This is a genomic window from Streptomyces sp. Pv4-95 (genome assembly GCF_045782725.1).
Lineage (GTDB): Bacteria > Actinomycetota > Actinomycetes > Streptomycetales > Streptomycetaceae > Streptomyces.
Genome location: NZ_CP127172.1, coordinates 3,963,383 through 3,985,841 on the forward strand (window position 1 = coordinate 3,963,383; position 22,459 = coordinate 3,985,841).

Genomic DNA, 22,459 nt, shown 5'->3' on the forward strand with positions numbered 1-22,459 from the left:
GCACGGCCCCCTGTGGGCTAAGCTCTCTCTCGGTAGCGTGTCCGAGCGGCCGAAGGAGCACGCCTCGAAAGCGTGTGAGGGGGCAACTCCTCCGTGGGTTCAAATCCCACCGCTACCGCTCTGAAGGTGAAGGCCCCGATCCCCTGCGGATCGGGGCCTTCGTCGTACCCGGTCGCAGCCGCCGCCCCGGCGTGGAGTCGCGGGGACCGGCAAACCGGCTGACCCTTGAGTGCATGAGCGAACGGAGTCCGGGGCAGGGCCCCGAGCCGGACCGGGAGGGGCGGGGCCGGGGCTGGGGACCCCGTCGGCCCGTCCCGCCGCGCCAGCGGGGCTGGGGCCCGCCCGCCGATGGGCCTCCCCCGTACGGAGCACCGCCGGGCGGGTCGGGGCAGCCGCGGAAGCGGGCGTGGCCGTGGGTGGTGCTGGGGCTCTGTCTGCTGCTGGTCGGTGGCTGCGCCGCCGCCGTCGCGGTGATGGTGTCCGACGTCACGGACGAGATCACCAAGACGGTGCAGGTCAGCTACAAGGTCACGGGAGACGCGAAGGATGTCGCCGTCACCTACTCGACCTGGCGTGGCGATGACATGTCCACAAGTCAGGAAACGGCGCGCACCCTGCCGTGGGTGAAGGAGATGCAGGGCGAGGGTCTGGTGAAGGGCGGCGCGCTCACCCTCACGCTCGGCGCGGGCGGCGGAACCGCGACCTGCTCGGTGTCCGTGGACGGCGCGCAGGCGAAGACGGCCACGGCCACCGGCCCGAACGCGACGGCCTCCTGCGGTTACTGAAGCCGCGGCCGGCGGGGGCCGCGGGGCGTGCCCGCGGCCCCCGGTGCGGGCCTGTCAGCCGTTGCGCCCGCGTACCGCGCGGCGGACGGTGCGGACGGCCAGCCAGATCAGGAGGATCAGGAGGCCGATGAAGACGACGCCCACCACCAGGGCGATGATGCCGCCCTTTTTGAAGAACTTGAAGAAGCCGCGGGTGCTCGACCTCCCCTTGGATTTCTTGGACCCCTTGGATCCCTTGGACTTGAAGACCGTCCGAGCGTGCGTTGTGTGATGCCCGGACGAGGAGCGGTGGGAGGAGGTGAGGGAGGCCGCTCGTGCCGTGCCCGCGGCGGAGGTGGCCGGGCGTGCGTCCACGGTGGCGTGCCGGACGGCCGGCGCGGTGCGGGGTGCGGTCTCGGCGTGACCCGCGGCCGCGGCCGGTGCGGCGGCCGCGGCGAACAGGCCGAGCAGCAGCGCCAGGACGGCGGCCGGGCGGCGGCGCGGCAGGCGTCCGGTGGATCGCTGCGCTTCGGCGCGTGGTGAATCCGTATGCCGGTGTGTGGAGTTCATGGTGAAGGTTCCTTCCCCCTCGGATGCCCGGTCAGCCGCGACGGGCCGGTGCGAAGCGCTCCGGTGGAGGGCTGGGCCTCCGGGTGCGGAGCGCTGTGCCGTCCGTGTCGTGAACCGCTCGGCTGCCGCGCAGCCCGAACAGCCGTTTGTCGAGCGCGATATGGGCGTGGCGAGCGTTGGGGCGCGCGAACCGGGCCGGCCGGTGTCTTGCCGGGCGGCGTCACGGCGCATGCGGTGCCGTGGGCGGGTGTGGCTGCGCGAATCCCTGTCGAGCTTCATCGTCGGGCCGCGTGCCCCCTTCGTCCCGTCGGCTCCGCGTCGCGCCCGGCTCGCTGCCGTACCGCCACGCCTGAATCTGTCGCGTACATGATGCCTTTGAAGGCGTCGTGCGGGGTGGGAGACGCGGGGTGCCGCGGGGGCGGTTGCAGAGGGGTGCCCTTTCGGGCGGGGGAGACGGCGCGCGTGAGCGGGCCATCTCCCCCGGGTGGACGGGCCTCCAGCCCGCGCCGTACTCGGGGCGCGGCGCGGACCCCGCAGTGAGGCCGGTCCCGGGGCCTGCGGACTCCTGCCAGGTCCGTCGGCCACCTCTTCCATCGTGCCCGCCGCCCCTTTCCCAACAGGCAGTCGAAAGGCCCCGCTTGGCGGGACTTTGGTCCCGTCTCCGCCGGGAGCCGGCGGCGGGGCGGCCCACGGCCCCGGAGCGGGAGGAGATGGCCGGGCCTGCCACGATCGAACACCTGTGGTTACACTCGCCCGACTGCATTCGGGAACTGCAGGTACTGCCGCAGGGGAGACGGGACTGATGGTGCAAGCGAAGAAGATCGCGCTGTATTTGGTCATCGTCTTTGTGCTCTACACGATCATCACGTCCCCGGGACGGGCCGCGGATCTCGTCCAGATAGGCTTCGAGGGCATCTCGTCCGCTGCTCAGGGCGTCGGCGAGTTCATGACCCAGCTGGTCGCCTGACCTGCTGGGCGCCCCAGCCGGCCGGCCGGTCCGGCTGCGCATCGTCCGCCGCACGGAGGCCCCAGTGATCCGCCACCTGGTCCTGTTCAAGCTCAACGAAGGTGTCTCCCGCGACGAGGAGCGGGTGCAGGCCGGCGTCCGCGCGTTCGCGGAACTTGAGGGCCTGATCCCGGAGCTGCAGTTCTGGGAGTGCGCCTGGAACATCACCGACCGCCCGATCGCCTACGACTTCGCGATCAACTCGGCGGTGGCCGACACCGACGCCCTCAAGCGCTACGTGGAGCACCCGGCCCATCAGGCGGCCGCCGGACAGTGGCGCGAGTTCGCCACCTGGGTGATCGCCGACTACGAGTTCTGAGCGCGGTCGCTCCGCACGCCGAGCCCCTCGCCCCTACGGGCGCGGGGCTTTGTCATGTCCACCGGCCCGCCGTCGAGACGGCGCATCCACCCTGCGGCGCGCCCCCCTGCGGCCCGCACGCGCCCTGGCGGCGCGCTCACCCCGCCCGCCTCCGGAATGACCGCGCGAAGCGCTCCTGCGGCACCCCACGCGTCACCCAGCCCCCACCGGCCTCCGTGGCGCGCCGCACCTGCAACAACGCACACCTTCCGCACCCTCCAACTCGTCAGTCAACACGGAGTTATGGGGTGCTTGCACACAGTGCACATGTCTTGTGATGCTATGACCGCTTTTGCCGGATACATGCACTGTGAAGGGTGGCGTGAACGTGACGGCCCGTACTGCGCCAAAGGCTCCATCCCGCGAGAGCCGAAGCGCGGACACGCGGGCGCTCACGCAGGTGCTGTTCGCGGAACTGACGGGCCTCGAACCGGGCACCCCTGAGCACACCCGGGTCCGCGCCGCGCTGATCGAAGCGAACCTGCCGCTCGTCCGCTATGCCGCGGCCCGCTTCCGCAGTCGCAACGAGCCGATGGAGGACGTCGTCCAGGTCGGCACGATCGGACTGATCAACGCCATCGACCGGTTCGACCCGCACCGCGGCGTGCAGTTCCCGACGTTCGCGATGCCGACCGTCGTCGGCGAGATCAAACGCTACTTTCGAGACAATGTCCGCACCGTGCATGTGCCGCGCCGTCTCCACGAGCTGTGGGTGCAGGTCAACGGGGCCACCGAGGACCTGACCGTGCTGCACGGCCGGTCCCCCACCACCGCCGAGATCGCCGAGCGCCTCAAGATCGGCGAGGACGAGGTCCTGGCCTGCCTGGAGGCGGGCCGGTCCTATCACGCGACCTCACTGGAGGCCGCCCAGGAAGGCGACGGCCTGCCGGGCCTGCTGGACCGCCTCGGATACGAGGACCCCGAACTGGCCGGCGTCGAGCACCGGGACCTCGTACGCCATCTCCTGGTCCAGTTGCCCGAACGCGAACAGCGAATCCTCCTGCTGCGCTACTACAACAATCTGACGCAGTCACAGATCAGCGCGGAGCTGGGGGTGTCGCAGATGCATGTCTCGCGGCTACTGTCGCGGAGCTTCGCCAGGCTGCGATCCGCAAACAGGATCGAAGCCTAACCGGGACGAGCGACCCTCCCCGCGCAGATATGTCGACTTGGCGCTACAGCGTGTTGCCGACATGTGACATTCTGCAGGAACCGCGTTTGCCGTGGCGCTGCCTCCGGTATTCAGGTGGAGGCATCACTCCTCGGTCCGCCTCGGTCCGGGGACGCTGCAGCGACCCGACCCGCGACCTCAAGGGGGTGGCATGTCCGTAGAACTGGGCAGCTCGAAGGTGCTTCCCGCGATTCCCGCGCCAGCACCGCACGTGCACGACGACGACGCCATCAACACCCGCACGCTCTCCCGCTCCCTCTTCCTGCGGCTGGCCACGCTCGACAAGGACTGCGCGGAGCGGACCTACGTCCGCGACACCCTGATCGAACTGAACCTCCCGCTCGTCCGCTACGCCGCGGCCCGCTTCCGCAGCCGCAACGAGCCGATGGAGGACATCGTCCAGGTCGGCACGATCGGCCTGATCAAGGCGATCGACCGTTTCGACTGCGAACGCGGCGTGGAATTCCCGACGTTCGCGATGCCGACCGTGGTCGGTGAGATCAAGCGCTTCTTCCGCGACACGTCGTGGTCGGTGCGGGTGCCCCGCCGGCTGCAGGAGCTCCGGCTCGCCCTCACCAAGGCCAGCGACGAACTCGCGCAGAAGCTCGACCGGTCCCCGACCGTCCCCGAACTCGCCCTGGCACTCGGGGTGTCGGAGGAGGACGTCGTCGACGGCCTGGCGGTCGGCAACGCCTACACCGCCTCCTCCCTCGACTCCCCCTCCCCCGAGGACGACGGCGGCGAGGGCTCCCTCGCCGACCGCCTCGGCTACGAGGACACCGCGCTGGAGGGCGTGGAATACCGCGAGTCCCTCAAGCCGCTGCTGGCCAAACTCCCGCCCCGGGAGCGCCAGATCATCATGCTGCGCTTCTTCGCCAACATGACGCAGTCCCAGATCGGCGAGGAGGTCGGCATCTCCCAGATGCACGTCTCCCGGCTTCTCACCCGCACCCTGGCGCAGCTGCGCGAAGGGCTCATCGCCGACTGAGGTCAGGTCCGCCGGGGGGACGGCTCCTCGCGCCGCTCGGCGGACAGCTGAAGACGGCCGTACGGCATGCCCACGGGACGCCGTACGACGTCTGTACACCTGACGGCTCGTCAGCAACACTGGCCCGATGCGACGGACGATGACTGTTGCCTCCGCCTCGGCGGCCTTGCTGTGCCTGGGAGTTCTGCTCACCGGCTGCGGGAGCGCGGCCGAGGAGGGCTATGCCGCGGTGGGCGCGGCAGGTCCCGCGGACGAACGGGCGCCGACGAAGGCCGTACCGCCGGATGCCGGGGTAGAGCTGACTCCCCTGGACGGCGACGGTGACCGCGCACCGCGCACGGGGCCGGGATCGCGCACCGGCGCGGACTCCCGCGACGCCCACGACCGCCCCGAAGGCACCCCCGGCGCCTCTTCCTCCTCTCCCAACCCTTCCTCGAAGGACACCGGTGGCAGGGGCGGCGACTCGCCCTCTGCTCCGCCCGGCTCCTCGCCCCCGCCGCAGGACTCCGGCCCGGCCGGCCCCTCCGACGACGCGGGCGACCCTCCGGACTCCCCCGGAGACGGCTCCCCCGCGCCCGAGCCGCCCTCGCCGGCCCTCCCGGCCGGACCCGGTGCCCCCGCGGGCCTGCTGATCGGTGCGAAGGACCTGGCCGGTACGGACGTCCGCTGGTGCGAGAAGGTCACCCTGGACTTCCTCAACGCCGGCAAGCGCCCGGTGACCTCGGGCAGCGTCTCCTTCGGCACCCATGTCATCGGCGGCCTCGGCGTCGACTGGGCCACCCTCCGCTCCACCCAACGCCTCCCGCTGCCCCTCGACCCCGGCGAGAAGAAGACCGGCAGCTGGCGGGTGTGCGTGGACGCCTGGCGGGTGCCGCTCGGCATGCACATCGACACCCGGGACGTGAGCTTCACCTGGAAGTGACCCGGGCCCCGGGGCGCGCGGCACCCGGCACCCGGCGAAGTCGTCGCCCGGCTGGCGATGACTTTCGGTCGGTGCGACCGTCAGAACTGGTGACGGCACACCGGCCGACGACACCAGGAGAGTGCCATGCCCAAGATCACGCCCAATCTCTGGTTCGACACCCAGGGCAAGGAAGCCGCCGAGTTCTACGTCTCGGTGTTCCCCAATTCCCGGATCAAGGACATCACCTACTTCGGCGAGGCGGGCCCGCGCGAGGCCGGCATGGTGCTGACCGTCGACTTCCTGCTCGACGGCCAGGAGTACACCGCGATCAACGGCGGCCCGGATTTCACCTTCGACGAGTCGATCTCGCTGTTGATCAACTGCGCCGACCAGGACGAGATCGACTACTACTGGGAGAAGCTCTCCGAGGGCGGCGAAGAGGGGCCCTGCGGATGGCTGAAGGACAAGTACGGCCTGTCCTGGCAGGTCGCCCCCGTCGTGATGATGGAGCTGCTGACGGGCTCGGACCAGGAGCGCGGCCAGCGCGCCATGAAGGCGATGCTCGGCATGAAGAAGATCGACATCGCCGCACTCCTGGCCGCCGCCGACCGGGCCTAGAGGCCACCCGCCGGCCTGGCGGAGTGCGTCCGGCATCGTGTCGCGAGTCCGGGGCCGCGAGGGGAATCGCGGCCCCGGGGCGGGCGGATGCGCCGGCCTCCGCGCGCAGGCGGCTACGGGCGGCTCAGAAGGTGAAGGTGGTGACGACGGCCAGGTGGTCGGAGGGCCAGTCCGAGCCGCCTCCGTAGGTCCGGGAGGTGCCGGGCTTGAGCGAGCCACCCCTGTGCAGGACGAAGTCGATGCGGTCCTGCGGCTCCGGCTTGTTGCCGTAGTCGCTGTTCTCCTTGGTCACGGGGGACCAGGTGTTGCCGGGGTCCTTGGCAGGGTCCGGGTGCAGTTCGCGGTAGGAGTCCTTGAACCCCTTGTCCGCGAACGCCTTGGTCGCGGGCCATTCGACCGCCGAGTTGCAGTGCTTGTCCTTGGTCGCAGCGGTCCAGTCCAGGTGGGACGGCGTGTTGAAGTCGCCGGCGACGATCGCGGGCGACGACCCGGTCCACTGCGCGATGGCCTTGGCCTGCGCCTTGCGGCCGGCCTCGTCCGCGTAGATCTTCTCGTAGCTGTCCTGGTCGAAACAGGCGTTGTACGGGCCGTACTTGGTGTAGTCGAGGTGTATCGAGTACACCCAGACGCCCTGGATCTTGGCGGCGATCGCCTTCGCGCCGGAGGACTCCTGCGAGAACCAGTCGGTCTTCTCGATCGGCTCACGGCTCAAGAGGTCGACGTCCGAGCCGCTGGCCGTGTGGTACTTCCACCCCAGGTTGCCGGCGATCTTCTCGGCGACGTCACTGGAGGACTCCTGGAGCGCGACGACGTCGGCGCCGGACGCCTTGATCTGCTTCGTGATCTTGTTGACCCCGTCCGGGACCTTTGCGCCGCCGTGCCACGTGTTCAGGCTCATCACCTTCAGGGACTTCGCCGACGAGCCCCCTTCCTCGGCGGCGGCTCCGCCGGTGGCGGCCACCGCGGTCGCCGCCACCGCCAGCGTCGCCACGCCGCCGACCAGGCCGAAGGCCAGGCGCCGCTTGACCTTGGGGGTCTTCGAGTCGTCCGAGGGCATCGCACTGTTGCTCACGTAAGGCTCTCTTCTCTCGTACGCCGGGAAGAACCGGCAGTCGTGTGGGGGGCAGCAGCCGGGGATGGCAGGCCATCGCCCGGCCCTTCCTGTCCGTCGCCTCTTGCCGAGGGCCGGAGCCCCAAACTCCATTCCTTGCCCCGCGAGGGTGTCTGTTGCAGGGCCGTGACAGGGGGCATACCTAATGAACATGTCTGAACAAGTTGGGTGCGTCAAGGCGTCCGGGCGAGACCGGCGGAAGTGAGCCGCGTCCGTTGCGCGTTGCGAGATGCGGCGGCAGTAGGAAACGCCAAGAACCCGGCGAGTCGGCTTTGTTGCAGGTAGGCGGCGTGTGGTGCAGTCGTCGGGGGATGCTACGAGGGGTGAACGGAGACCCGGCATCGGGGTGCGGCGCCTACGCGGGCCGGCCCTCGGGCCGCGAAGCGCTTCCGGGAGAAGCCGGATCGGCAGATGCGCTGTGCACAGATTCAGGGCGGGACGCAGCGGCGCCCAGCAGGGTCCGGCGTCGCCCCGGGTCGCGTCCGACCGGGCGTTACGCGGCGGCGAGCGGAGCTCCCGGCTCACGGGTCGTCGCCCGTGGCGCCTGAAGTCCCAGGTGATGTCGAGCCCGGATGGCAGTTTCGTTCAACGGAACCGGAGCGGGCGGCGGATCGTCATGCAGAGCATGCCTTCTGCTCTCATTGTCGGTTTCGACCCGCACGCCGTGCCCGGTATGGACGGGGACGCCATGCGCGCGGTCCTGGACAGGGAAATGGCCCGCTTTCGCGAACATGGCGTCGAAGCCTCCATGGCGCTGATCGCGCCGGACGAATCGGCCGAGTCCATGGTGGTCGCGGCGCTGTCCGAACGAGACTGGGACGTCGTCGTCATCGGGGGCGGGATCCGCAAGCCGGAACCTCTGCTGACGTTCTTCGAGCAGGTCGTGAACCTGGTCCGGCAGCACGCACCAAGGGCAGCGATCGCCTTCAACACCAGCATCGGCGACAGCGTGGAGGCAGCCGTGCGGTGGCTGTGAGGCCCGGCCCGGCAGAGAGCAACTGGGGGCAGCCGGGCGCGGTGCTGCTCGCGCCGCCCGACGAGAAGCAGCACGTCGAGCTGAAGTGGCCTGACGGCGGCGCCCCCTGGACCAGCCCGGCGCCACCCGTCCGAGCACCCCGCCAACCGGTCAACGCCCCTGACCCCACGGCCACCACTTCATGCTGTGCGCCGGAGACGGCAGTTCAGGGGCGCGGCGACCCGGTCCTGCCGCGGCCGACCGACGACGTCAGGCGGTGCCGTTCGGCTCCTGCGGTCGGCGCTTCGCCACGAAGGACCCCGCCGGGCTGCTTGCTCTAGGCGTCGCCCGGGTTCTCGCCGGACTCGTGCCGGCCCGCCGGAAGGTTCTTCGAGACGAACGAGCCCATACCGGGTTCGGTGTAGATCAGCCCTTCCGCCCGCAGCCCACGGTGCACCTTCTGACCCGTGGTGGTGGCGATGCCGAATTCCTCCAGCATTTCGACCACGGACGGGACGCGAGTACCGGGCGGGTAGGTGCCGTCTGCGATGCGCTGACGGATCACGTCGGCGACCCGGCGCCATCGCGGCCGGTCCGGGGCAAATTCGATCACCTGACCAAGGTAGGCACGGCATCGCATGGCAGGCGAGAGGTACCAAGGGGTACCAGAGTGCACTAGAGTGAGTTGCGCGAAGACCCCGGCGACCGCTGGAACGGTCCCGGGGCATGGCCAACGCCACCCAAGGAGCGTCGACATGCAGAACCTTATGCGTAGCCTCATCGCCCGATTAAGGGGAAGGTCCACAAGCCCGGCCGCCGCCCACCCGCCTCGGGACTCTCGGCCGGCCCGGCTTGCGCGACCGGCCGGACGCACCCGCCCCGAATCCCCCCTCGACGGCGACGCCACCCCCCTCGTGCGCCCCTACCTCGTGGCCTTCGCATACGCGGAGGCCAGGCGCGAGCGGGCCTTCCTGCGCGAGATGGCGGTGTCCTCATGAGCGAGGGGATGCGTCTGCTGCCGTGGGCGGGGCCGGACGGACAGCGGTGCTACGTGGTCGGCGGCGAGGGCGACGGCTATGTGTCGCAGCTGGCGGACCACCTGGAGGAAGTACAGCTCGACACGGGGGCGGAGCTGCTCGGGCATGCCGCCGATCTGGTCGCCGCGGGCCGGGGGGCCACCGTCGACGAACTGCGCTTCTGCGTCCACCGATTGCGCGAGGCGCTGCGGGATGCGTTGCGGGTGGCCGAGAGCCGCGGGATGCGGATCGGCTGAGGCGCGGAACGACTGACGCGCGACGGCTCGTGGTGCGCGCCGGGGCGCCCGTGGGGAGCAATCAGGGCCCGGTGAGGGGTGTCACCGGGCCCTGTCCGTACGGGGTGGCATGTGCGGGGGCGGGCCGTTCACGGGCCCGCCGTGGCGTTACGACAGCGCCAGCCAGGCGGCTCCGGCCACGACCAGGATCGCGACGATCACGCCGACGATGAGGCCCACGCGCGGACCGCCCTGCGCCTGCTGCGGGGCCGCGGCGCGGCTGCCCGCTTGCGGGACCCCGCCCTCGTCCACGAAGGCGCGGAACATCTGGGTGCTGCCCGCCGGATCGTAGTTGCCTTCGGGCTGGTTCTGCGGGTTGGTCGCCATGGAGAAGGACCCTAGCGAACCAGGCCCTCGGGGGCACCCCTGGGGCGCGCACCGTGCACCGCTCGGACACGTGGCCGACACGCGGCGCTCACGGATCGCGCCCCATCCACCCCTTACGCCCCTGACCTGCACCTTTACGGAGCGCCGCGCGGCCTTTGACCGGCGACAGGCGGAGTCTTTTCGCTCCCTTTACTCCTGAAGGCCGGAAACAGTTTGCCTTCAGCAACCAACTGAGCCTATGGTTGCCCTAAGCAACAAAACATGCGTGGAGGAGCCCATGGCCGCTCGAAGTCAGTACGAAGAGCTGGCCAGGCAACTCAGTGCCATCGGTGCCGTCAAGCGTGAAATGGGCCGGATCCTCCCCCAGGACTGCCCGCCCGCCTCGGCAGGTGTGCTCACCCTTCTCGACCGGCACGGCGAGATGCGGATGAGCCAGCTCGCCGAGCTGCTGGCCATCGACATGTCGGTGACCAGCCGGCACGTCGCCCATGTCGCCGACCGCGGCTGGATCGCGCGCGAGCCGGATCCGGCGGACAAGCGGTCGCGGCTGCTGCGCCTGACACCGAGCGGCAAGGAACTCCTGACGGAGCTCTCCGAGCGTTACACCCAATCGCTCGCCCGGTATCTGGACGACTGGTCCGACGCCGACGTCGGACAGCTCGTCGAGCTGCTCGCCAGGCTCCGCACGAGCTTCGGCGACTGCCGCACCCGGGCGCACCACGACTCCACCACCCGTACACCCGCAGGATGAAAAGGAACTACATGGCTACGACCACACCAGCCGGTGTGCGGGGCGGCCACGCCAAGCATGGGGGCGGCTCCGCTTCCAACGGGGCGCCCATGACGCACCGTCAGATCATGGAGGCGCTGTCCGGGCTGCTGCTCGGCATGTTCGTCGCCATCCTCTCGTCGACGATCGTCTCCAACGCGCTGCCCGAGATCATTCACGACCTCGACGGCGGCCAGAGCGCCTACACCTGGGTCGTGACGGCGTCGCTGCTGGCGATGACCGCGACCACCCCGCTGTGGGGCAAGCTCTCGGACCTGTTCAGCAAGAAGCTGCTGGTCCAGGTCTCCCTGGTCATCTACGTCGCGGGCTCGGTCGTGGCCGGCCTCTCGCAGAACACCGGCATGCTGATCGCCTGCCGTGTGGTGCAGGGCATAGGCGTGGGCGGTCTGTCCGCCCTGGCCCAGATCGTGATGGCCGCGATGATCTCGCCGCGTGAGCGCGGGCGCTACAGCGGCTACCTCGGCGCCACCTTCGCCGTCGCCACCGTCGGCGGTCCGCTGCTCGGCGGCGTCATCACCGACACCGACTGGCTCGGCTGGCGCTGGTGCTTCTACGTCGGCGTGCCGTTCGCGATCATCGCGCTGATCGTGCTGCAGAAGACCCTGAAGCTGCCCGTCATCAAGCGTGAGGGCGTCAAGGTCGACTGGGCGGGCGCCTTCTTCATCAGCGCGGCGGTCTCGCTGCTGCTGGTGTGGGTGACGCTGGCCGGCGACAAGTACGACTGGATGTCGTGGCAGACCGCCGCGATGGTCGGCGGCGCGGTCGTGCTCGGCGCGATCTTCGTCTTCGTCGAGTCCAAGGCCAAGGAGCCGATCATCCCGTTGCGGCTGTTCCGCAACAAGACGATCACCCTGGCGTCGCTGGCCTCGCTGTTCGTCGGTATCGCGATGTTCTCCGGCACCGTCTTCTTCAGCCAGTACTTCCAGCTGGCGCGCGACAAGTCGCCGACGATGTCCGGTGTCATGACGATCCCGATGATCGGTGGCCTGTTCATCTCCTCGACGGTCTCCGGCCAGATCATCACCAAGACCGGTAAGTGGAAGGCCTGGCTGGTCGCCGGCGGTGTGCTGGTGACCGCGGGCCTGGGCCTGCTGGGCACCATCCGCTACGACACCGAGTACTGGCACATCGCGATCTTCATGGCCCTGATGGGCCTGGGCATCGGCATGATGATGCAGAACCTGGTCCTGTGCACGCAGAACCAGGTCGCGCCCGAGGACCTCGGCTCCGCCTCGTCCGTCGTCACCTTCTTCCGCTCCCTCGGTGGTGCGGTGGGCGTCTCGGCGCTCGGTGCGGTGCTCGCCAACCGCGTCACCCACTACGTCAAGGACGGCCTGACCGAACTCGGCCCCAAGGGCGCGCAGGCGGCCGCCAAGGCCGGCAGCAGCGGCGGCGGCATCCCGGACCTGGACTCCCTCCCGGCCCCGATCCGCACGGTCATGGAGAGCGCCTACGGACACGGCGTCGCCGACGTCTTCCTCTACGCGGCGCCCTGCGCGCTGCTCGCCTTCCTCTTCACCCTGTTCATCAAGGAGGTCGCGTTGAAGACCCGCGGCGGACTGGCCCAGAGCGCGTCCGACGAGGACGGCGCGGGCACCCCGGCCGCGGCGCCGGCCTCGGCCGCTGCGGCGCAGGCCGAGGAGCGGGAGCCCGCCCTGGTCGGCGCCCCGTCGCTCGGCTCCGACCCCTCCGACAGCGACGGCCGCACGCCGTCCTGGGCACAGCCCGCCACCGCGGCGGCCACCCAGCCCCTGGCGGCGTTCGCGTCCGCCGGCGGTGACACCACCCCGGCCGGCTCCGCGATCCACGGCTTCGTGCGCAACGCGGAGGGCAACCCCGTGCCGCGCTCGGCGGTCACCCTGATCTCGCTCGGCGGGCGTCAGCTGGGCCGCTCGGTGGCCCAGGCCAACGGCTCGTACGTGCTGAACGCCCCCGGCGCCGGCTCGTACGTGCTGATCGCGGCGGCCGACGGCCACCAGCCGCAGGCGTCCACGGTCGTCGTCGGCGACGAGCCGTACGGCTACGACATCCTGCTCAGCGGTACCAGCGGCCTCGGCGGCCAGGTCCGCAGCGCGGTCACCGGCGAGCCGGTGGACGGCGCGATGGTCGTCGTCACCGACGTCCGCGGCGAGGTCATCGCCACCGGAAAGACCGGCGAGCAGGGCCACTTCACCTTCGACGAGCTGACCACCGGGACCTTCACCGTCGCGGTGAACGCCGCCAACTACCGGCCGACCGCACTGCCGGTCGAGGTCGGCGGCCAGGGCACGACCCGGATCGAGGTCGAGCTGCTGTCGGGCGCGCGGGTGCAGGGCATCGTGCGGGCGGGCAGCCCGAGCGGCGCCCGCCGCCCGCTGCCCGACGCCCGGGTGACGCTGGTGGACGCGGCGGGCAACGTCGTGGCCACCTCGACCACCGGCGAGGACGGCGCGTACGCCTTCACCGACCTCGACGCCGGCGACTACACGGTCATCGCGAGCGGCTACCCGCCGGTCGCCAGCGGCCTTGCGGTCGACGCACGCGGGGTCGACGGCTACGACGTCGAACTCGCCCACCCCGGGGACTGACCCGGCCCCGGGTGCACCACCCGGGATGCGAAACCCCGGGCACGGGGCGCGCGTTGAGCGGAGACGCGCCCCGCGCCCGGACCCCAGGGCTCCGGCGGCGGCCGTGCGCACAGGCAGGGGACGGCCTGCACGCCGCCGTCCGGAGCCCGACATTCCCCCGAGCTCCCGACACTTCTCGCGAGCACGGGGACCCATCAGGCAACAACGGGAGAGGTAATGACTTCGACGGGCGCGGGAGCTGCGGGACTACGGGCGCAGGTCCGCACACGGGACGGCTGGGCGGTTCAGCACGCCGTACTGACCGTCACCGATATGACGGGCGCACAGGTACTGCGCGAGGCAGCGGACGAGGAAGGCGCCGTCCGCAGTGAACAGCCGCTGCCCGCGGGCCCGTACACGGTCATCGCGACGGCCGTCGGCTACGCCCCGGCCGCCTCCACCGCGATCGTGACGGCGAGCGGCCGGATGGACGTCGGCACGGTGGTGCTGGCGCGGCAGGGCGGCGCGGAACTGCCGCCGCCCGGGACGTGGACGATCGACCCGATGCACTCGACGGTGGCCGCGGTCGCCCAGCACCTGGGCATCTCCAGCGTGCACGGCCGGTTCACCGCGTTCAGCGGCCGGATCGAGATCGCCGAGGACCTGGAGAAGTCCACCGTCGAGGCGGTCATCGACGCCACGACCGTCGACACCGGCAACGGGATGCGCGACGGGCACCTGCGCTCCGAGGACTTCCTGAACGTGGAGCAGTACCCGCAGATCAGCTACCGCAGCAACGGTCTCGCACCGGCCGGCCCCGACCGCTGGACGGTGCACGGCGAGCTGTCCCTGCACGGTGTCGTACGGCCCGTCGACCTGGGCCTGAGCTACCTCGGCACCGGTCCCGACCCGTGGGGCGGGGTGCGTGCGGCGTTCCGCGCCACCGCGGAGCTGCGCCGTGAGGACTTCAAGATGAACTACAACCAGGTCGTGGCGGCCGGTATCGCCGCGATCGGCACCACCTTGAAGGTGGAGCTGGACATCCAGGCGGTCCAGGGCGAGAGCCTGCCGACCGGCTGAGACCCCCGGGGATCATGGAGCGGTCCCCGGGCCCGGCCAGCATGAGCGGCCGGCCGGGCGGGAGCGGTGACGCGGACGGCGGTCCGCGTCACCGCTCCTTTTCCGTCGGACGTCAGTCCCCGGGCCGGTCCCGCATCGCCTCGATCCCCGCGATCTGCAGATCGAGCGCGAACGCGAAGTCCCGGTCCAGCATGTCGAGAGCGCTGCGGCCCTCGCCGGCGTACGCGGCCCGGGTGGACAGCTCCATCGTCTCGGCGAACTCCGGGCGGTCCGAGATCGCGGCGACGACCAGCTCGAAGTAGTCGTCCAGCGCGACCCCGGCGGCCCGGCAGCGCGCCTCGTGCAGCGCCCGGATCGTCGAGAAGCCGTAGACGAAGTGGAAGACGGACGCCAGCGCGCCGGACGTCCGCTCCACGCTCAGACCACTGCGGGCCATCACCCGCAGGGTGGCGTTGGAGAAGGCCGTCGAGCGCGGGCCGACGTTGAGGAACTCCCCCAGCAGCCGCGCCGCCCAGGGGTGGCGCAGCAGCATGTCGCGGTAGCCGGTGGCGAGGACGCGCAGCTGGTCACGCCAGTCGGCGTCGGCGGGCGACTCGTCCGGCAGGGTCATCTCGCCGGCCACCGCGTCCATGGCCAGCTCCAGCAGGTCGTCCTTGGTGTCGACGTACCAGTAGACCGACATGGCCGTGACGCCGAGTTCGGCGGCCAGCCGGCGCATCGAGAACTTCGCCAGGCCCTCGGAGTCCAGCAGCCGGACCGTGGCCGCGACGATCTTGTCGAGGTCCAGGCCGGCCGGCTGGCCCGCCTTCCGGGTGAGCGGGGGGCGCTCGGTCAGCCAGACGCTGTGCGGCCGCTTCCCGGCGCCGCCGTCCGTCGCTGCCATGGCGCCCCTTCCTTTTCGCTGCCTCGCGGTTCGTGCCGTACCGGGTCGTACGGATCACTCACCGCCGATGCTATTCCGCCGCCGCGACGGCGGGTTCGGATCCGGCTGCCGTCCGGCCCGCCTCGCCGGTGCGTTCCGCCCGGCGCAGCATCACCGCGGCGAGCAGCCCACCGGCGAACACGGCGGCGGCACCGACCAGCTGGCTGGTGCCGATGCCCGCCGCGAAGGCGTCGTGGACGGCGGCGCGGTCGGCGTCGCTGCGGACTTCGGCGAGTGCGGCGGGCAGCGACCCGGCGCCCGCGGCGACGGCCGGCAGCAGCGCCACGAAGCGGGAGTTGAGGACCGCGCCGAGGACGGCGACGCCCAGACCTTGGCCGAATTCCATCAGCGTGCCGTTGACTCCCGCGCCCACGCCGGCCTTGGCGGGCGGGATCGCGGACATGATGGCGTTCGCCATCGTCGGCATGGCGAAGGCGACGCCGACGCCCATCACGATCAGCCCGGTCAGCATGCCGCCGTAGCTCGCGCCGCCGAGAGTGGAGACGGCGGCGAGGCCCGCGGCGAGCAGCGTCATGCCGGAGACGATCATCCCGGGGGTGCCGAGGCGGGGCGTCAGGCGGGCGCCGAGTCCGGTGAAGTTGACGAGGATGACGGTGACGGCGAGCGGCGCCATCCGCAGTCCGGCGTCCAACGGGCCGTAGCCGAGGACGAGTTGCAGATGCTGGGTCAGCAGGAACATCGAGCCGCCCATCCCGAAGGCGACGAGGATGCCGCCGGAGACGGCACCGATGAAGCGGCGGTTGCGAAAGAAGTGCATGTCCAGCATCGGGTGCGGGATCCGCAGCTCCCAGAGGGCGAAGACGGCCAGGCCGACGAGGCCGACGGCGGCGGAGATCAGCACCCGCTCCGAGAGCCAGCCGGACACCGGACCGGAGATGATCGCGAAGACCACCCCGACCATGCCGATCATGGACAGCAGCGCGCCGAGCGGGTCCGGGCGCTCGCCGAGGGGGTTCTTGGACTCGGGGACGAGCGTGACCACGGCGACCAGGGCGATCACCGCGACGGGCAGGTTGATCAGGAACAGCGAGCCCCACCAGAAGTGGTCGAGCAGCGCGCCCCCGATCAGCGGGCCCGCGGCGAAGCCCAGGGAGTTGACGGAGCTCCAGATGCCGATGGCCTTGGGCCGCTCCGCGTCGTCGAAGATCTGCATGACGACGGCGAGCGTGGTCGTCACCAGGAGGGCGCCGCCGACGCCCATGCCGGCGCGGGCGGCGATCAGCTGACCCGGCGACTGGGCGAGCGTGGCGCCGAGCGAGGCGATGCCGAACAGCACCAGGCCGACGGCGAGCATCTTCCTGCGGCCGTAGCGGTCGGCGGCGTTGCCCGCGGTGAGCAGCAGGCCCGACTGCACCAGGGAGTAGGCGTTGATCATCCATTGGACGTCGGCAGTGGTCGCGCCCATCTCCTCGGTGAGGGAGGGCACGGCGACGTTCAGCACGGTGTTGTCGAGGACGACGGTGAGCTGGGCGACGCAGATGACGGCCAGGATCAGCCAGCGGGTGGCGGGCCGGCCGGGCGGGCCGAGGGTGGCGGTGGCGTCGGCGGCCACGGGGGACATACGGGGCTCCCTGTACGGTGCGAGCGGCGAGGCTTACACCGTACAGGGAGCCGTTATACGCCGTACATTGCATTCCGGCCGGGCGACTCCTCGGGGGCCCGGCCTGCGAGGATCCCCATGGCCTTCGCGGGACGGCCTTCGCGGGACGGCCTTCGCGGGACGGCCTTCGCGGGACGGCCTTCGCGGGACGGCTTTCGCGGGACGGCTTTCGCGGGGCCGAGCCGGGTGGCCCGGCCCGGTCGCCGTCAGACCTCGTGCGTCAGGTCGTAGAAGGTCGCGCCGCCGACGGTGACCTTCTTGAAGGTCTTCTCGATCCACGACGTGATCTTCGAGGAGCTGCCCTGGCCGCCGCCGGGACCGCCCTGCTGACCGGCGATGAAGTAGTGGATCTTCCCCTCCGCCACGTACTCCTTGAACTGGCCCAGGGTCGGCGAGGGGTCACTGCCGTTGAAGCCGCCGATCGCCATCACCGGCTTCTCCGTGGCGAGTTGGTAGCTCGCGGCATTCTGGGAGCCGATGGCGGCGGCGGCCCAGGTGTAGTCCTCGGCGTCCTTCTCCAGCAGCGCCTTCGCCTTGTCGCCGACCTTGCTGCCGTTGAGCAGACCGCCCATACCGCCGCCCATCCTGCCGCCGCGCTCCGCGGAGCCGGCCATCCGACCGGGGAAGCCCTGCTTGCCGGTCCGGCCCTGCCCCTGACCGGCACCCGGCGCGGGGAACTGCCCCTGCGCCCGGCCCTGCTTCTGGCCCGGCCCGGCGCCCTGACCGGGTGCGGCCTGGCCCTGGCCACCGGGGGCCTGGCCGCCGCCCGGACCGCCCGGCATCGCGCCGCCCCCGGGCCGGCCGCCCCCGGGGAAGCCACCGCCGCCAGGACCGCCGCGGCCGCCCTGCACCGAAGGCCCGGCCGTGATGATCGAACCGCTCTTCGGGGTGTCGACCGTGGTCAGCGTGTACGCCACCGGGCCGGCCAGCGCGGTCGCCACCCCCAGCCCGGCCGCCAGCAGCGCGAACCGGCGACCCGCCCGCGCCCCGAACAGCAGACCCAGCACCGTCAGCGCGCCGAGCGCCAAGACCGTCCAGCGCAGCCACGGCAGCCAGTCCGGCGAGCGGTTCAACAGGACGTACGACCAGCCGGCCGTCGCCGCGACCGTCACCGCGAGGACGACCGAGGCGAACCGCCCCCCGCTCCGCCACAGCAGCGTCGCCCCCATGCCGACCAGCGCCGCGATGTAGGGCGCCAGCGCGATGTTGTAGTACTGGTGGAAGATCCCGGACATGAAGCTGAAGGTCGCGAAGGTCATCAGCAGCGCGCCGCCCCAGACGAGGAACTCCGCCCGCTGACCGGCCCGTTCGGCGTCCACGGCCCGCCGGGCCCGGCGCAGCACCCACACACCGGCGACCAGCAGGATCAGCGCAGCAGGCAGCAGCCACGAGATCTGGCCTCCCATGTCGGAGGAGAACAACCGGGTGACACCGGTCTCGCCCCAGCCACCGCCACCGCCGCCCCGGCCGCCGCCTCCGCCGCCGACACTGCCGGTCTCGTTGCCGGTGATCCGGCCGAAGCCGTTGTAGCCGAAGGTCAGTTCAAGGAAGCTGTTGTTCTGCGAACCGCCGATGTACGGGCGCGAGGACGCCGGCCACAGCTCGACGATCGCCACCCACCAGCCGCCGGACACCACGACGGCAAGGCCGGCCAGCAGCACCTGCCCGAACCTGCGGCGCAGCGCGACCGGCGCGCAGCACAGATAGGCCAGGGCCAACGGCGGCAGGATCAGCCACGCCTGGAGCGTCTTGGTCAGAAAGCCGAGGCCGAAGCAGAGGCCGGCGATCAGCAGCCACTTCGTCCGCCCGTCCTCCAGGGCACGCAGCACGGCGGCGATCGCGCCGACCATCAGCAGGCACAGCAGCGCGTCGGGATTGTTGAACCGGAACATCAGGGCCGCGACCGGCGTCAACGCCAGCGCCGCGCCCGCCAGCAGCCCCGCCCCGGCGCCGAACCTGCGCCGCACGGCGGAGTGGAGCACCCCGACCGTCGCGACCCCCATCAGGGCCTCGGGCACCAGGACCGCCCACGAGTTCAGCCCGAAGAGCCGCACGGACAGGGCCATCGGCCACAGCGCGGCCGGCGGCTTGTCCACGGTGATGGCGTTGGCCGCGTCGGAGGAGCCGAAGAAGAACGCCTTCCAGCTCTCACTGCCCGCCTGTACGGCGGCCGAGTAGAACTGGTTGGCGTAACCGGACGCCGAGAGGTTCCACAGGTAGAGCGCGGCCGTGACCACCAGCAGTGCCAGCAGGGCGGGACGCGCCCAGCGCGTGTCCTCCGGACGGCCGCGCACGATCCGCTCGGGCAGCCCGCGCGGCCCCGGGCGGGGCTCGTAGCGGCGGACGGGCGGGGCGGCGGGCTCGGGCGGGGAGCCCGGAGCTTCCGGCCCGGCACCGGCGTCACCGGCGACGGGCGTCAGCGCTCTCACCGGGTGCTGCGGTGGGAAGGACGGCTGGGCCGGCGTGCCGGCCTGGGGCGGGGTCATCGGGTGCTCCTGGTGAGGTCGTTCAGGCCGGACTGCGCGTACGGCGCGCCGGGGGCGTTCAGTTCGGTCCTGGCGTCGGGCGCGGTCAGCTCGTCGCGGCGCTCGGGGTCGGGAAAGACCCAGGCGCGAAAGAGCAGGAACCGCAGCACCGTCGCCGCGAGGTTGGCGGCCACCAGCACGGCGAGTTCGGTGCCGTGCGAGGGATGACCGGTGGCGGCGTCGAGCGCCGCGAGGGAACCGCTGGTCAGGGCGAGTCCGATGGCGAAGACCACCAGCCCCTGGGCCTGGTGGCGGACCGCACGGTCCCGGCCCCGGACGCCGAAGGTCAGCCGGCGGTTGGCGGCCGTGTTGCCGATCGCCGACACCAACAGCGCGGCCGCGTTGGCGCCCTGCGGCCCCATGCCGAGGCGGAAGAGGGAGTACAGGCCGAGGTAGAGCAGGGTGCTCAGGGCACCGACCGCACAGAACCCGACGAGCTGACGGGCCAGCCCGCCCGGCACACCCGGCACCTCTCGGTCGCGCGGATCGTCGCCGAAGGGCCGGGCGAGCCGGTCCAGCGGCAGCCCGCCGGTCGCCAGCGCCCGCCCCACCCGCCACACACCCTTGAGGTCATCGGTCGCCGTCCGTACGAGGTGCACGGTGCTGTTGGGGTCATCGACCCAGTCGACGGGCACCTCGTGGATCCGCAGCCCGGCCCGCTCCGCCAGCACCAGCATCTCGGTGTCGAAGAACCAGCCGGTGTCCTCCACCATCGGCAGCAGCCGCTCGGCGACGTCACCGCGCACCGCCTTGAAGCCGCACTGCGCGTCGGAGAACCGGGCGGCGAGCGAACCGCGCAGGATGAGGTTGTACATCCGCGAGATGAACTCCCGCTTGGGGCCGCGCACCACCCGCGAGCTGCGCGCCAGCCGCGAGCCGATCGCCAGATCGGAGTGCCCGGAGATCAGCGGCGCCACCAGCGGCAGCAGGGCATTGAGGTCGGTCGAGAGATCGACGTCCATATAGGCCAGCACCGGCGCATCGGAGTGCGTCCACACGGTGCGCAGGGCACGGCCGCGCCCCTTCTGCTCCAGCCGCACGGCCGTGACCTCGTCGATCGCGTCGTCGAGCAGGGCGGCGACCTCGGGGGTGCGGTCGGTGCTCGCGTTGTCGGCGATGGTGATCCGGAAGCCGTACGGAAAGGTGCGGGTGAGGTGTTGGTGAAGCCGTCGCACGCAGGGTTCGAGGTCGCTCTCCTCGTTGTAGACGGGGATCACGACATCGAGAACCGTCTCGATCTGACCGAGGCGCAGATGCTCGCGTGGCGGCAGGGAGCCCAGTGGGGTGCGGGCCGGCTGTGTCGTCGTCATGCGACGACACTCGCCAACCCCGCTGTCACGTCGGTGTGCTGAGCCTGTGGCCGGGCTGTGAGTGGTGCGCAGCGGCCGCGACGGCCGGGCGCACGGCGGCGCGGGCCGCGGGAAGGGCGACCGCGAAGACCGTCCGGCCCGGCGCGCTGTCCACGGTGACGGTGCCGCCGTGCGCGGCGACCACCGCCTGCACGATGGCCAGGCCCAGCCCGGTGCTCCCCGCGGCCCGCGAGCGGGAGGCGTCGCCGCGCGCGAACCGCTCGAAGACGTGCGGCAGGAGGGCGGGCGGAATGCCGGGCCCGTCGTCCGCCACCTCCAGGCGGGCGGTGGGTCCACCGCCCGCGGCACACAGACGCGCGGTGACGGTTGTCCCCTCCGGCGTGTGTGTACGGGCGTTGGCCAGCAGGTTCACCAGGATCTGCTGGAGCCGGCCACCGTCGCCGTGCACCAGCACGGGCTCCTCCGGCAGCTCCAGCCGCCACCCGTGACCGGGTCCGGCGGCCCGCGCGTCGCTCACGGCGTCCACGACCAGCGCCGAGAGATCAGTGCTCTCGTACGAGAGCGGGCGCCCGGAATCGAGCCGGGCCAGCAGCAGCAGGTCTTCCACCAGCCCCGTCATCCGCTCCGCCTCGGACTCGATACGGCCCAGGGCGTGCCGGGTCTCGGGGCCGGGCTGCTCCCTCCCGCGCCGGGTCAGCTCGGCGTAGCCCCGGATGGACGCGAGCGGTGTGCGCAGCTCGTGGCTGGCATCGGCGACGAAGCGCCGCACCCGCATCTCGCTCTCCTGACGTGCGGAAAGCGCCGAACCGACGTGCCCCAGCATCCTGTTGAGCGCGGCACCGACCTGCCCGACCTCCGTCCGCGCGTCCGCCTCGGACGCCGGTACCCGGACGTGCAGCGCCACCTCTCCTTGGTGCAGGGGGAGTTCGGAGACCCGGGTGGCGGTGGCGGCGACCCGGCGCAGCGGCCGCAGGGCGATGCCGACCATGGCGGCGCCCGCGATCCCGGCCGCGACCAGCCCCGCGACCGTCACAAATGCCTCGACGGCGACCAGCCTGCCGACGGTCTGCTGGACGTCGCCGAGCGGCATGCCGACCACGAGGGCGCCGTCTTTGGAGGACTCCACGCGGTAGTCGCCCAGTCCGGGCAGCTCGGTGGTGTGCGGGGAGCCGTCCCGCGGCACGGCGTTGAGCGCCGCCGCCTGCCCCGCGGTCAGCGCTTCCATGCGCTCCGTGGGCAGGCGGCCGGCGGAGCGGTTGCTCTTGGCGCCGTCCTCGATCGTGCCGCCGGGCCCGACGCGCGCGCCGACCGTCCCGAAGGGCTGGCCGCCCATGGCGACGAAATCGAGGCTCGACGAGTGCAGCGGGTCGTGCGGCCGGGGCGCCTGGGCGCGGACGACGGAGTCCCGCACCTTTTCGTCCAACTGGCCCTGGAGGTAGGAGTGCAGCGCGATGGTGGTGACCGTCCCGATGACGGCCCCGACGACGGCGATCAGCGCGACCGCCGAAACGGCCAGCCGGGTACGCAGGGACCAGCGACGGCGAGCAGGGCGCATCGGGCGCGTGGGGCGCACCGGGCGGG

General features: G+C 71.6%; 21 protein-coding genes and 1 tRNA gene. 13 read left to right on the forward strand and 9 right to left on the reverse strand.

Translation table 11 applies throughout. From position 1 onward, the window contains the following. Positions 1-31: 31 nt before the first annotated feature. Positions 32-118, forward strand: a tRNA-Ser gene (locus QOM21_RS17365). Positions 119-233: 115 nt separating this feature from the next. Then, entirely contained in the window at positions 234-785 is a 552-nt protein-coding gene (locus QOM21_RS17370) for a hypothetical protein (protein WP_407551151.1), read from the forward strand. A gap of 54 nt (positions 786-839) precedes the next feature. Here QOM21_RS17370 and QOM21_RS17375 read toward each other — a convergent pair whose 3' ends face one another. Continuing rightward, positions 840-1,334 carry a hypothetical protein gene (locus QOM21_RS17375; RefSeq protein WP_407551153.1) on the reverse strand — a complete coding sequence of 165 codons (495 nt, stop codon included), beginning with the start codon at positions 1,332-1,334 and terminating at the stop codon, positions 840-842. An 802-nt stretch (positions 1,335-2,136) separates the two neighbouring features. On the opposite strand from QOM21_RS17375, the gene QOM21_RS17380 reads away from it, so the two are divergent. The 6 genes from QOM21_RS17380 to QOM21_RS17405 all read left to right on the forward strand — a co-directional run bounded on the left by QOM21_RS17380 (position 2,137) and on the right by QOM21_RS17405 (position 6,379). Continuing rightward, positions 2,137-2,301: a hypothetical protein gene (locus tag QOM21_RS17380; RefSeq protein ID WP_393892909.1), complete on the forward strand. Its 165-nt coding sequence runs from the start codon at positions 2,137-2,139 to the stop codon at positions 2,299-2,301. Between the two features lie 64 nt (positions 2,302-2,365). Beyond that, positions 2,366-2,659, forward strand: a complete 294-nt coding sequence (locus QOM21_RS17385) for a Dabb family protein (protein ID WP_407551155.1) — start codon at positions 2,366-2,368, stop codon at positions 2,657-2,659. A gap of 361 nt (positions 2,660-3,020) precedes the next feature. Further along, positions 3,021-3,830, forward strand: coding sequence for an RNA polymerase sigma factor SigF (locus tag QOM21_RS17390; protein ID WP_393892911.1), 810 nt, complete (start codon positions 3,021-3,023; stop codon positions 3,828-3,830). Between the two features lie 190 nt (positions 3,831-4,020). Next, the gene (locus tag QOM21_RS17395) at positions 4,021-4,857 is read left to right on the forward strand and encodes an RNA polymerase sigma factor SigF (RefSeq protein WP_393892912.1); all 837 of its coding nucleotides are present in this window, start codon (positions 4,021-4,023) and stop codon (positions 4,855-4,857) included. A gap of 127 nt (positions 4,858-4,984) precedes the next feature. Then, positions 4,985-5,779, forward strand: coding sequence for a hypothetical protein (locus QOM21_RS17400; RefSeq protein WP_407551158.1), 795 nt, complete (start codon positions 4,985-4,987; stop codon positions 5,777-5,779). A 126-nt stretch (positions 5,780-5,905) separates the two neighbouring features. Continuing rightward, positions 5,906-6,379 (forward strand): VOC family protein, encoded by a 474-nt coding sequence (locus QOM21_RS17405; RefSeq protein WP_407551160.1) that lies wholly within the window; start codon positions 5,906-5,908, stop codon positions 6,377-6,379. Between the two features lie 124 nt (positions 6,380-6,503). Here QOM21_RS17405 and QOM21_RS17410 read toward each other — a convergent pair whose 3' ends face one another. Continuing rightward, positions 6,504-7,451, reverse strand: a complete 948-nt coding sequence (locus QOM21_RS17410; RefSeq protein WP_407551161.1) for an endonuclease/exonuclease/phosphatase family protein — start codon at positions 7,449-7,451, stop codon at positions 6,504-6,506. 664 nt (positions 7,452-8,115) lie between these two features. Between QOM21_RS17410 and QOM21_RS17415 the strand changes: the two genes are divergently transcribed. Then, positions 8,116-8,466 (forward strand): hypothetical protein, encoded by a 351-nt coding sequence (locus QOM21_RS17415; protein WP_407551163.1) that lies wholly within the window; start codon positions 8,116-8,118, stop codon positions 8,464-8,466. A gap of 316 nt (positions 8,467-8,782) precedes the next feature. Here QOM21_RS17415 and QOM21_RS17420 read toward each other — a convergent pair whose 3' ends face one another. Then, a complete protein-coding gene (locus QOM21_RS17420) occupies positions 8,783-9,058 on the reverse strand; it encodes a GntR family transcriptional regulator (RefSeq protein WP_407551164.1) in 276 nt (91 codons plus the stop codon). Between the two features lie 381 nt (positions 9,059-9,439). Here QOM21_RS17420 and QOM21_RS17425 point away from each other — a divergent pair, with 381 nt between their 5' ends. Beyond that, positions 9,440-9,718: a hypothetical protein gene (locus QOM21_RS17425; RefSeq protein WP_393892917.1), complete on the forward strand. Its 279-nt coding sequence runs from the start codon at positions 9,440-9,442 to the stop codon at positions 9,716-9,718. Between the two features lie 147 nt (positions 9,719-9,865). On the opposite strand, the gene QOM21_RS17430 is transcribed toward QOM21_RS17425, so the two are convergent. Continuing rightward, positions 9,866-10,084 (reverse strand): hypothetical protein, encoded by a 219-nt coding sequence (locus QOM21_RS17430; protein WP_407551166.1) that lies wholly within the window; start codon positions 10,082-10,084, stop codon positions 9,866-9,868. 277 nt (positions 10,085-10,361) lie between these two features. Between QOM21_RS17430 and QOM21_RS17435 the strand changes: the two genes are divergently transcribed. The 3 genes from QOM21_RS17435 (at position 10,362) to QOM21_RS17445 (ending at position 14,500) form a co-directional block, all read left to right on the forward strand. Then, the gene (locus tag QOM21_RS17435) at positions 10,362-10,835 is read left to right on the forward strand and encodes a MarR family winged helix-turn-helix transcriptional regulator (protein ID WP_393892919.1); all 474 of its coding nucleotides are present in this window, start codon (positions 10,362-10,364) and stop codon (positions 10,833-10,835) included. Between the two features lie 11 nt (positions 10,836-10,846). Continuing rightward, positions 10,847-13,441 (forward strand): MFS transporter, encoded by a 2,595-nt coding sequence (locus tag QOM21_RS17440; RefSeq protein WP_407551168.1) that lies wholly within the window; start codon positions 10,847-10,849, stop codon positions 13,439-13,441. A gap of 216 nt (positions 13,442-13,657) precedes the next feature. Beyond that, positions 13,658-14,500 carry a YceI family protein gene (locus QOM21_RS17445; protein WP_407551170.1) on the forward strand — a complete coding sequence of 281 codons (843 nt, stop codon included), beginning with the start codon at positions 13,658-13,660 and terminating at the stop codon, positions 14,498-14,500. Positions 14,501-14,612: 112 nt separating this feature from the next. On the opposite strand, the gene QOM21_RS17450 is transcribed toward QOM21_RS17445, so the two are convergent. From QOM21_RS17450 to QOM21_RS17470, 5 genes are all read right to left on the reverse strand, one after another. Beyond that, the gene (locus tag QOM21_RS17450) at positions 14,613-15,383 is read right to left on the reverse strand and encodes a TetR/AcrR family transcriptional regulator (protein ID WP_407551171.1); all 771 of its coding nucleotides are present in this window, start codon (positions 15,381-15,383) and stop codon (positions 14,613-14,615) included. A 70-nt stretch (positions 15,384-15,453) separates the two neighbouring features. Then, positions 15,454-17,004 (reverse strand): MFS transporter, encoded by a 1,551-nt coding sequence (locus QOM21_RS17455; protein WP_407551173.1) that lies wholly within the window; start codon positions 17,002-17,004, stop codon positions 15,454-15,456. A 245-nt stretch (positions 17,005-17,249) separates the two neighbouring features. Then, positions 17,250-19,529: a glycosyltransferase family 39 protein gene (locus tag QOM21_RS17460; protein ID WP_407551175.1), complete on the reverse strand. Its 2,280-nt coding sequence runs from the start codon at positions 19,527-19,529 to the stop codon at positions 17,250-17,252. Continuing rightward, positions 19,526-20,878: a glycosyltransferase gene (locus tag QOM21_RS17465; RefSeq protein ID WP_407551176.1), complete on the reverse strand. Its 1,353-nt coding sequence runs from the start codon at positions 20,876-20,878 to the stop codon at positions 19,526-19,528. The genes QOM21_RS17460 and QOM21_RS17465 overlap by 4 nt, the downstream gene beginning before the upstream one ends. A 25-nt stretch (positions 20,879-20,903) precedes the next feature. Next, the gene (locus tag QOM21_RS17470) at positions 20,904-22,433 is read right to left on the reverse strand and encodes a sensor histidine kinase (protein ID WP_407551178.1); all 1,530 of its coding nucleotides are present in this window, start codon (positions 22,431-22,433) and stop codon (positions 20,904-20,906) included. Between the last annotated feature and the right edge of the window lie 26 nt (positions 22,434-22,459).

Coding starts and splice junctions, on each gene's coding strand:
- QOM21_RS17370 (WP_407551151.1), top strand. CDS start 234: ATGAGCGAACGGAGTCCGGGGCAGGGCCCCGAGCCGGACCGGGAGGGG.
- QOM21_RS17375 (WP_407551153.1), bottom strand. CDS start 1,334: ATGAACTCCACACACCGGCATACGGATTCACCACGCGCCGAAGCGCAG.
- QOM21_RS17380 (WP_393892909.1), top strand. CDS start 2,137: ATGGTGCAAGCGAAGAAGATCGCGCTGTATTTGGTCATCGTCTTTGTG.
- QOM21_RS17395 (WP_393892912.1), top strand. CDS start 4,021: ATGTCCGTAGAACTGGGCAGCTCGAAGGTGCTTCCCGCGATTCCCGCG.
- QOM21_RS17400 (WP_407551158.1), top strand. CDS start 4,985: ATGCGACGGACGATGACTGTTGCCTCCGCCTCGGCGGCCTTGCTGTGC.
- QOM21_RS17405 (WP_407551160.1), top strand. CDS start 5,906: ATGCCCAAGATCACGCCCAATCTCTGGTTCGACACCCAGGGCAAGGAA.
- QOM21_RS17415 (WP_407551163.1), top strand. CDS start 8,116: ATGCCTTCTGCTCTCATTGTCGGTTTCGACCCGCACGCCGTGCCCGGT.
- QOM21_RS17425 (WP_393892917.1), top strand. CDS start 9,440: ATGAGCGAGGGGATGCGTCTGCTGCCGTGGGCGGGGCCGGACGGACAG.
- QOM21_RS17430 (WP_407551166.1), bottom strand. CDS start 10,084: ATGGCGACCAACCCGCAGAACCAGCCCGAAGGCAACTACGATCCGGCG.
- QOM21_RS17435 (WP_393892919.1), top strand. CDS start 10,362: ATGGCCGCTCGAAGTCAGTACGAAGAGCTGGCCAGGCAACTCAGTGCC.
- QOM21_RS17440 (WP_407551168.1), top strand. CDS start 10,847: ATGGCTACGACCACACCAGCCGGTGTGCGGGGCGGCCACGCCAAGCAT.
- QOM21_RS17445 (WP_407551170.1), top strand. CDS start 13,658: ATGACTTCGACGGGCGCGGGAGCTGCGGGACTACGGGCGCAGGTCCGC.
- QOM21_RS17450 (WP_407551171.1), bottom strand. CDS start 15,383: ATGGCAGCGACGGACGGCGGCGCCGGGAAGCGGCCGCACAGCGTCTGG.
- QOM21_RS17455 (WP_407551173.1), bottom strand. CDS start 17,004: ATGTCCCCCGTGGCCGCCGACGCCACCGCCACCCTCGGCCCGCCCGGC.
- QOM21_RS17460 (WP_407551175.1), bottom strand. CDS start 19,529: ATGACCCCGCCCCAGGCCGGCACGCCGGCCCAGCCGTCCTTCCCACCG.
- QOM21_RS17465 (WP_407551176.1), bottom strand. CDS start 20,878: ATGACGACGACACAGCCGGCCCGCACCCCACTGGGCTCCCTGCCGCCA.
- QOM21_RS17470 (WP_407551178.1), bottom strand. CDS start 22,433: ATGCGCCCTGCTCGCCGTCGCTGGTCCCTGCGTACCCGGCTGGCCGTT.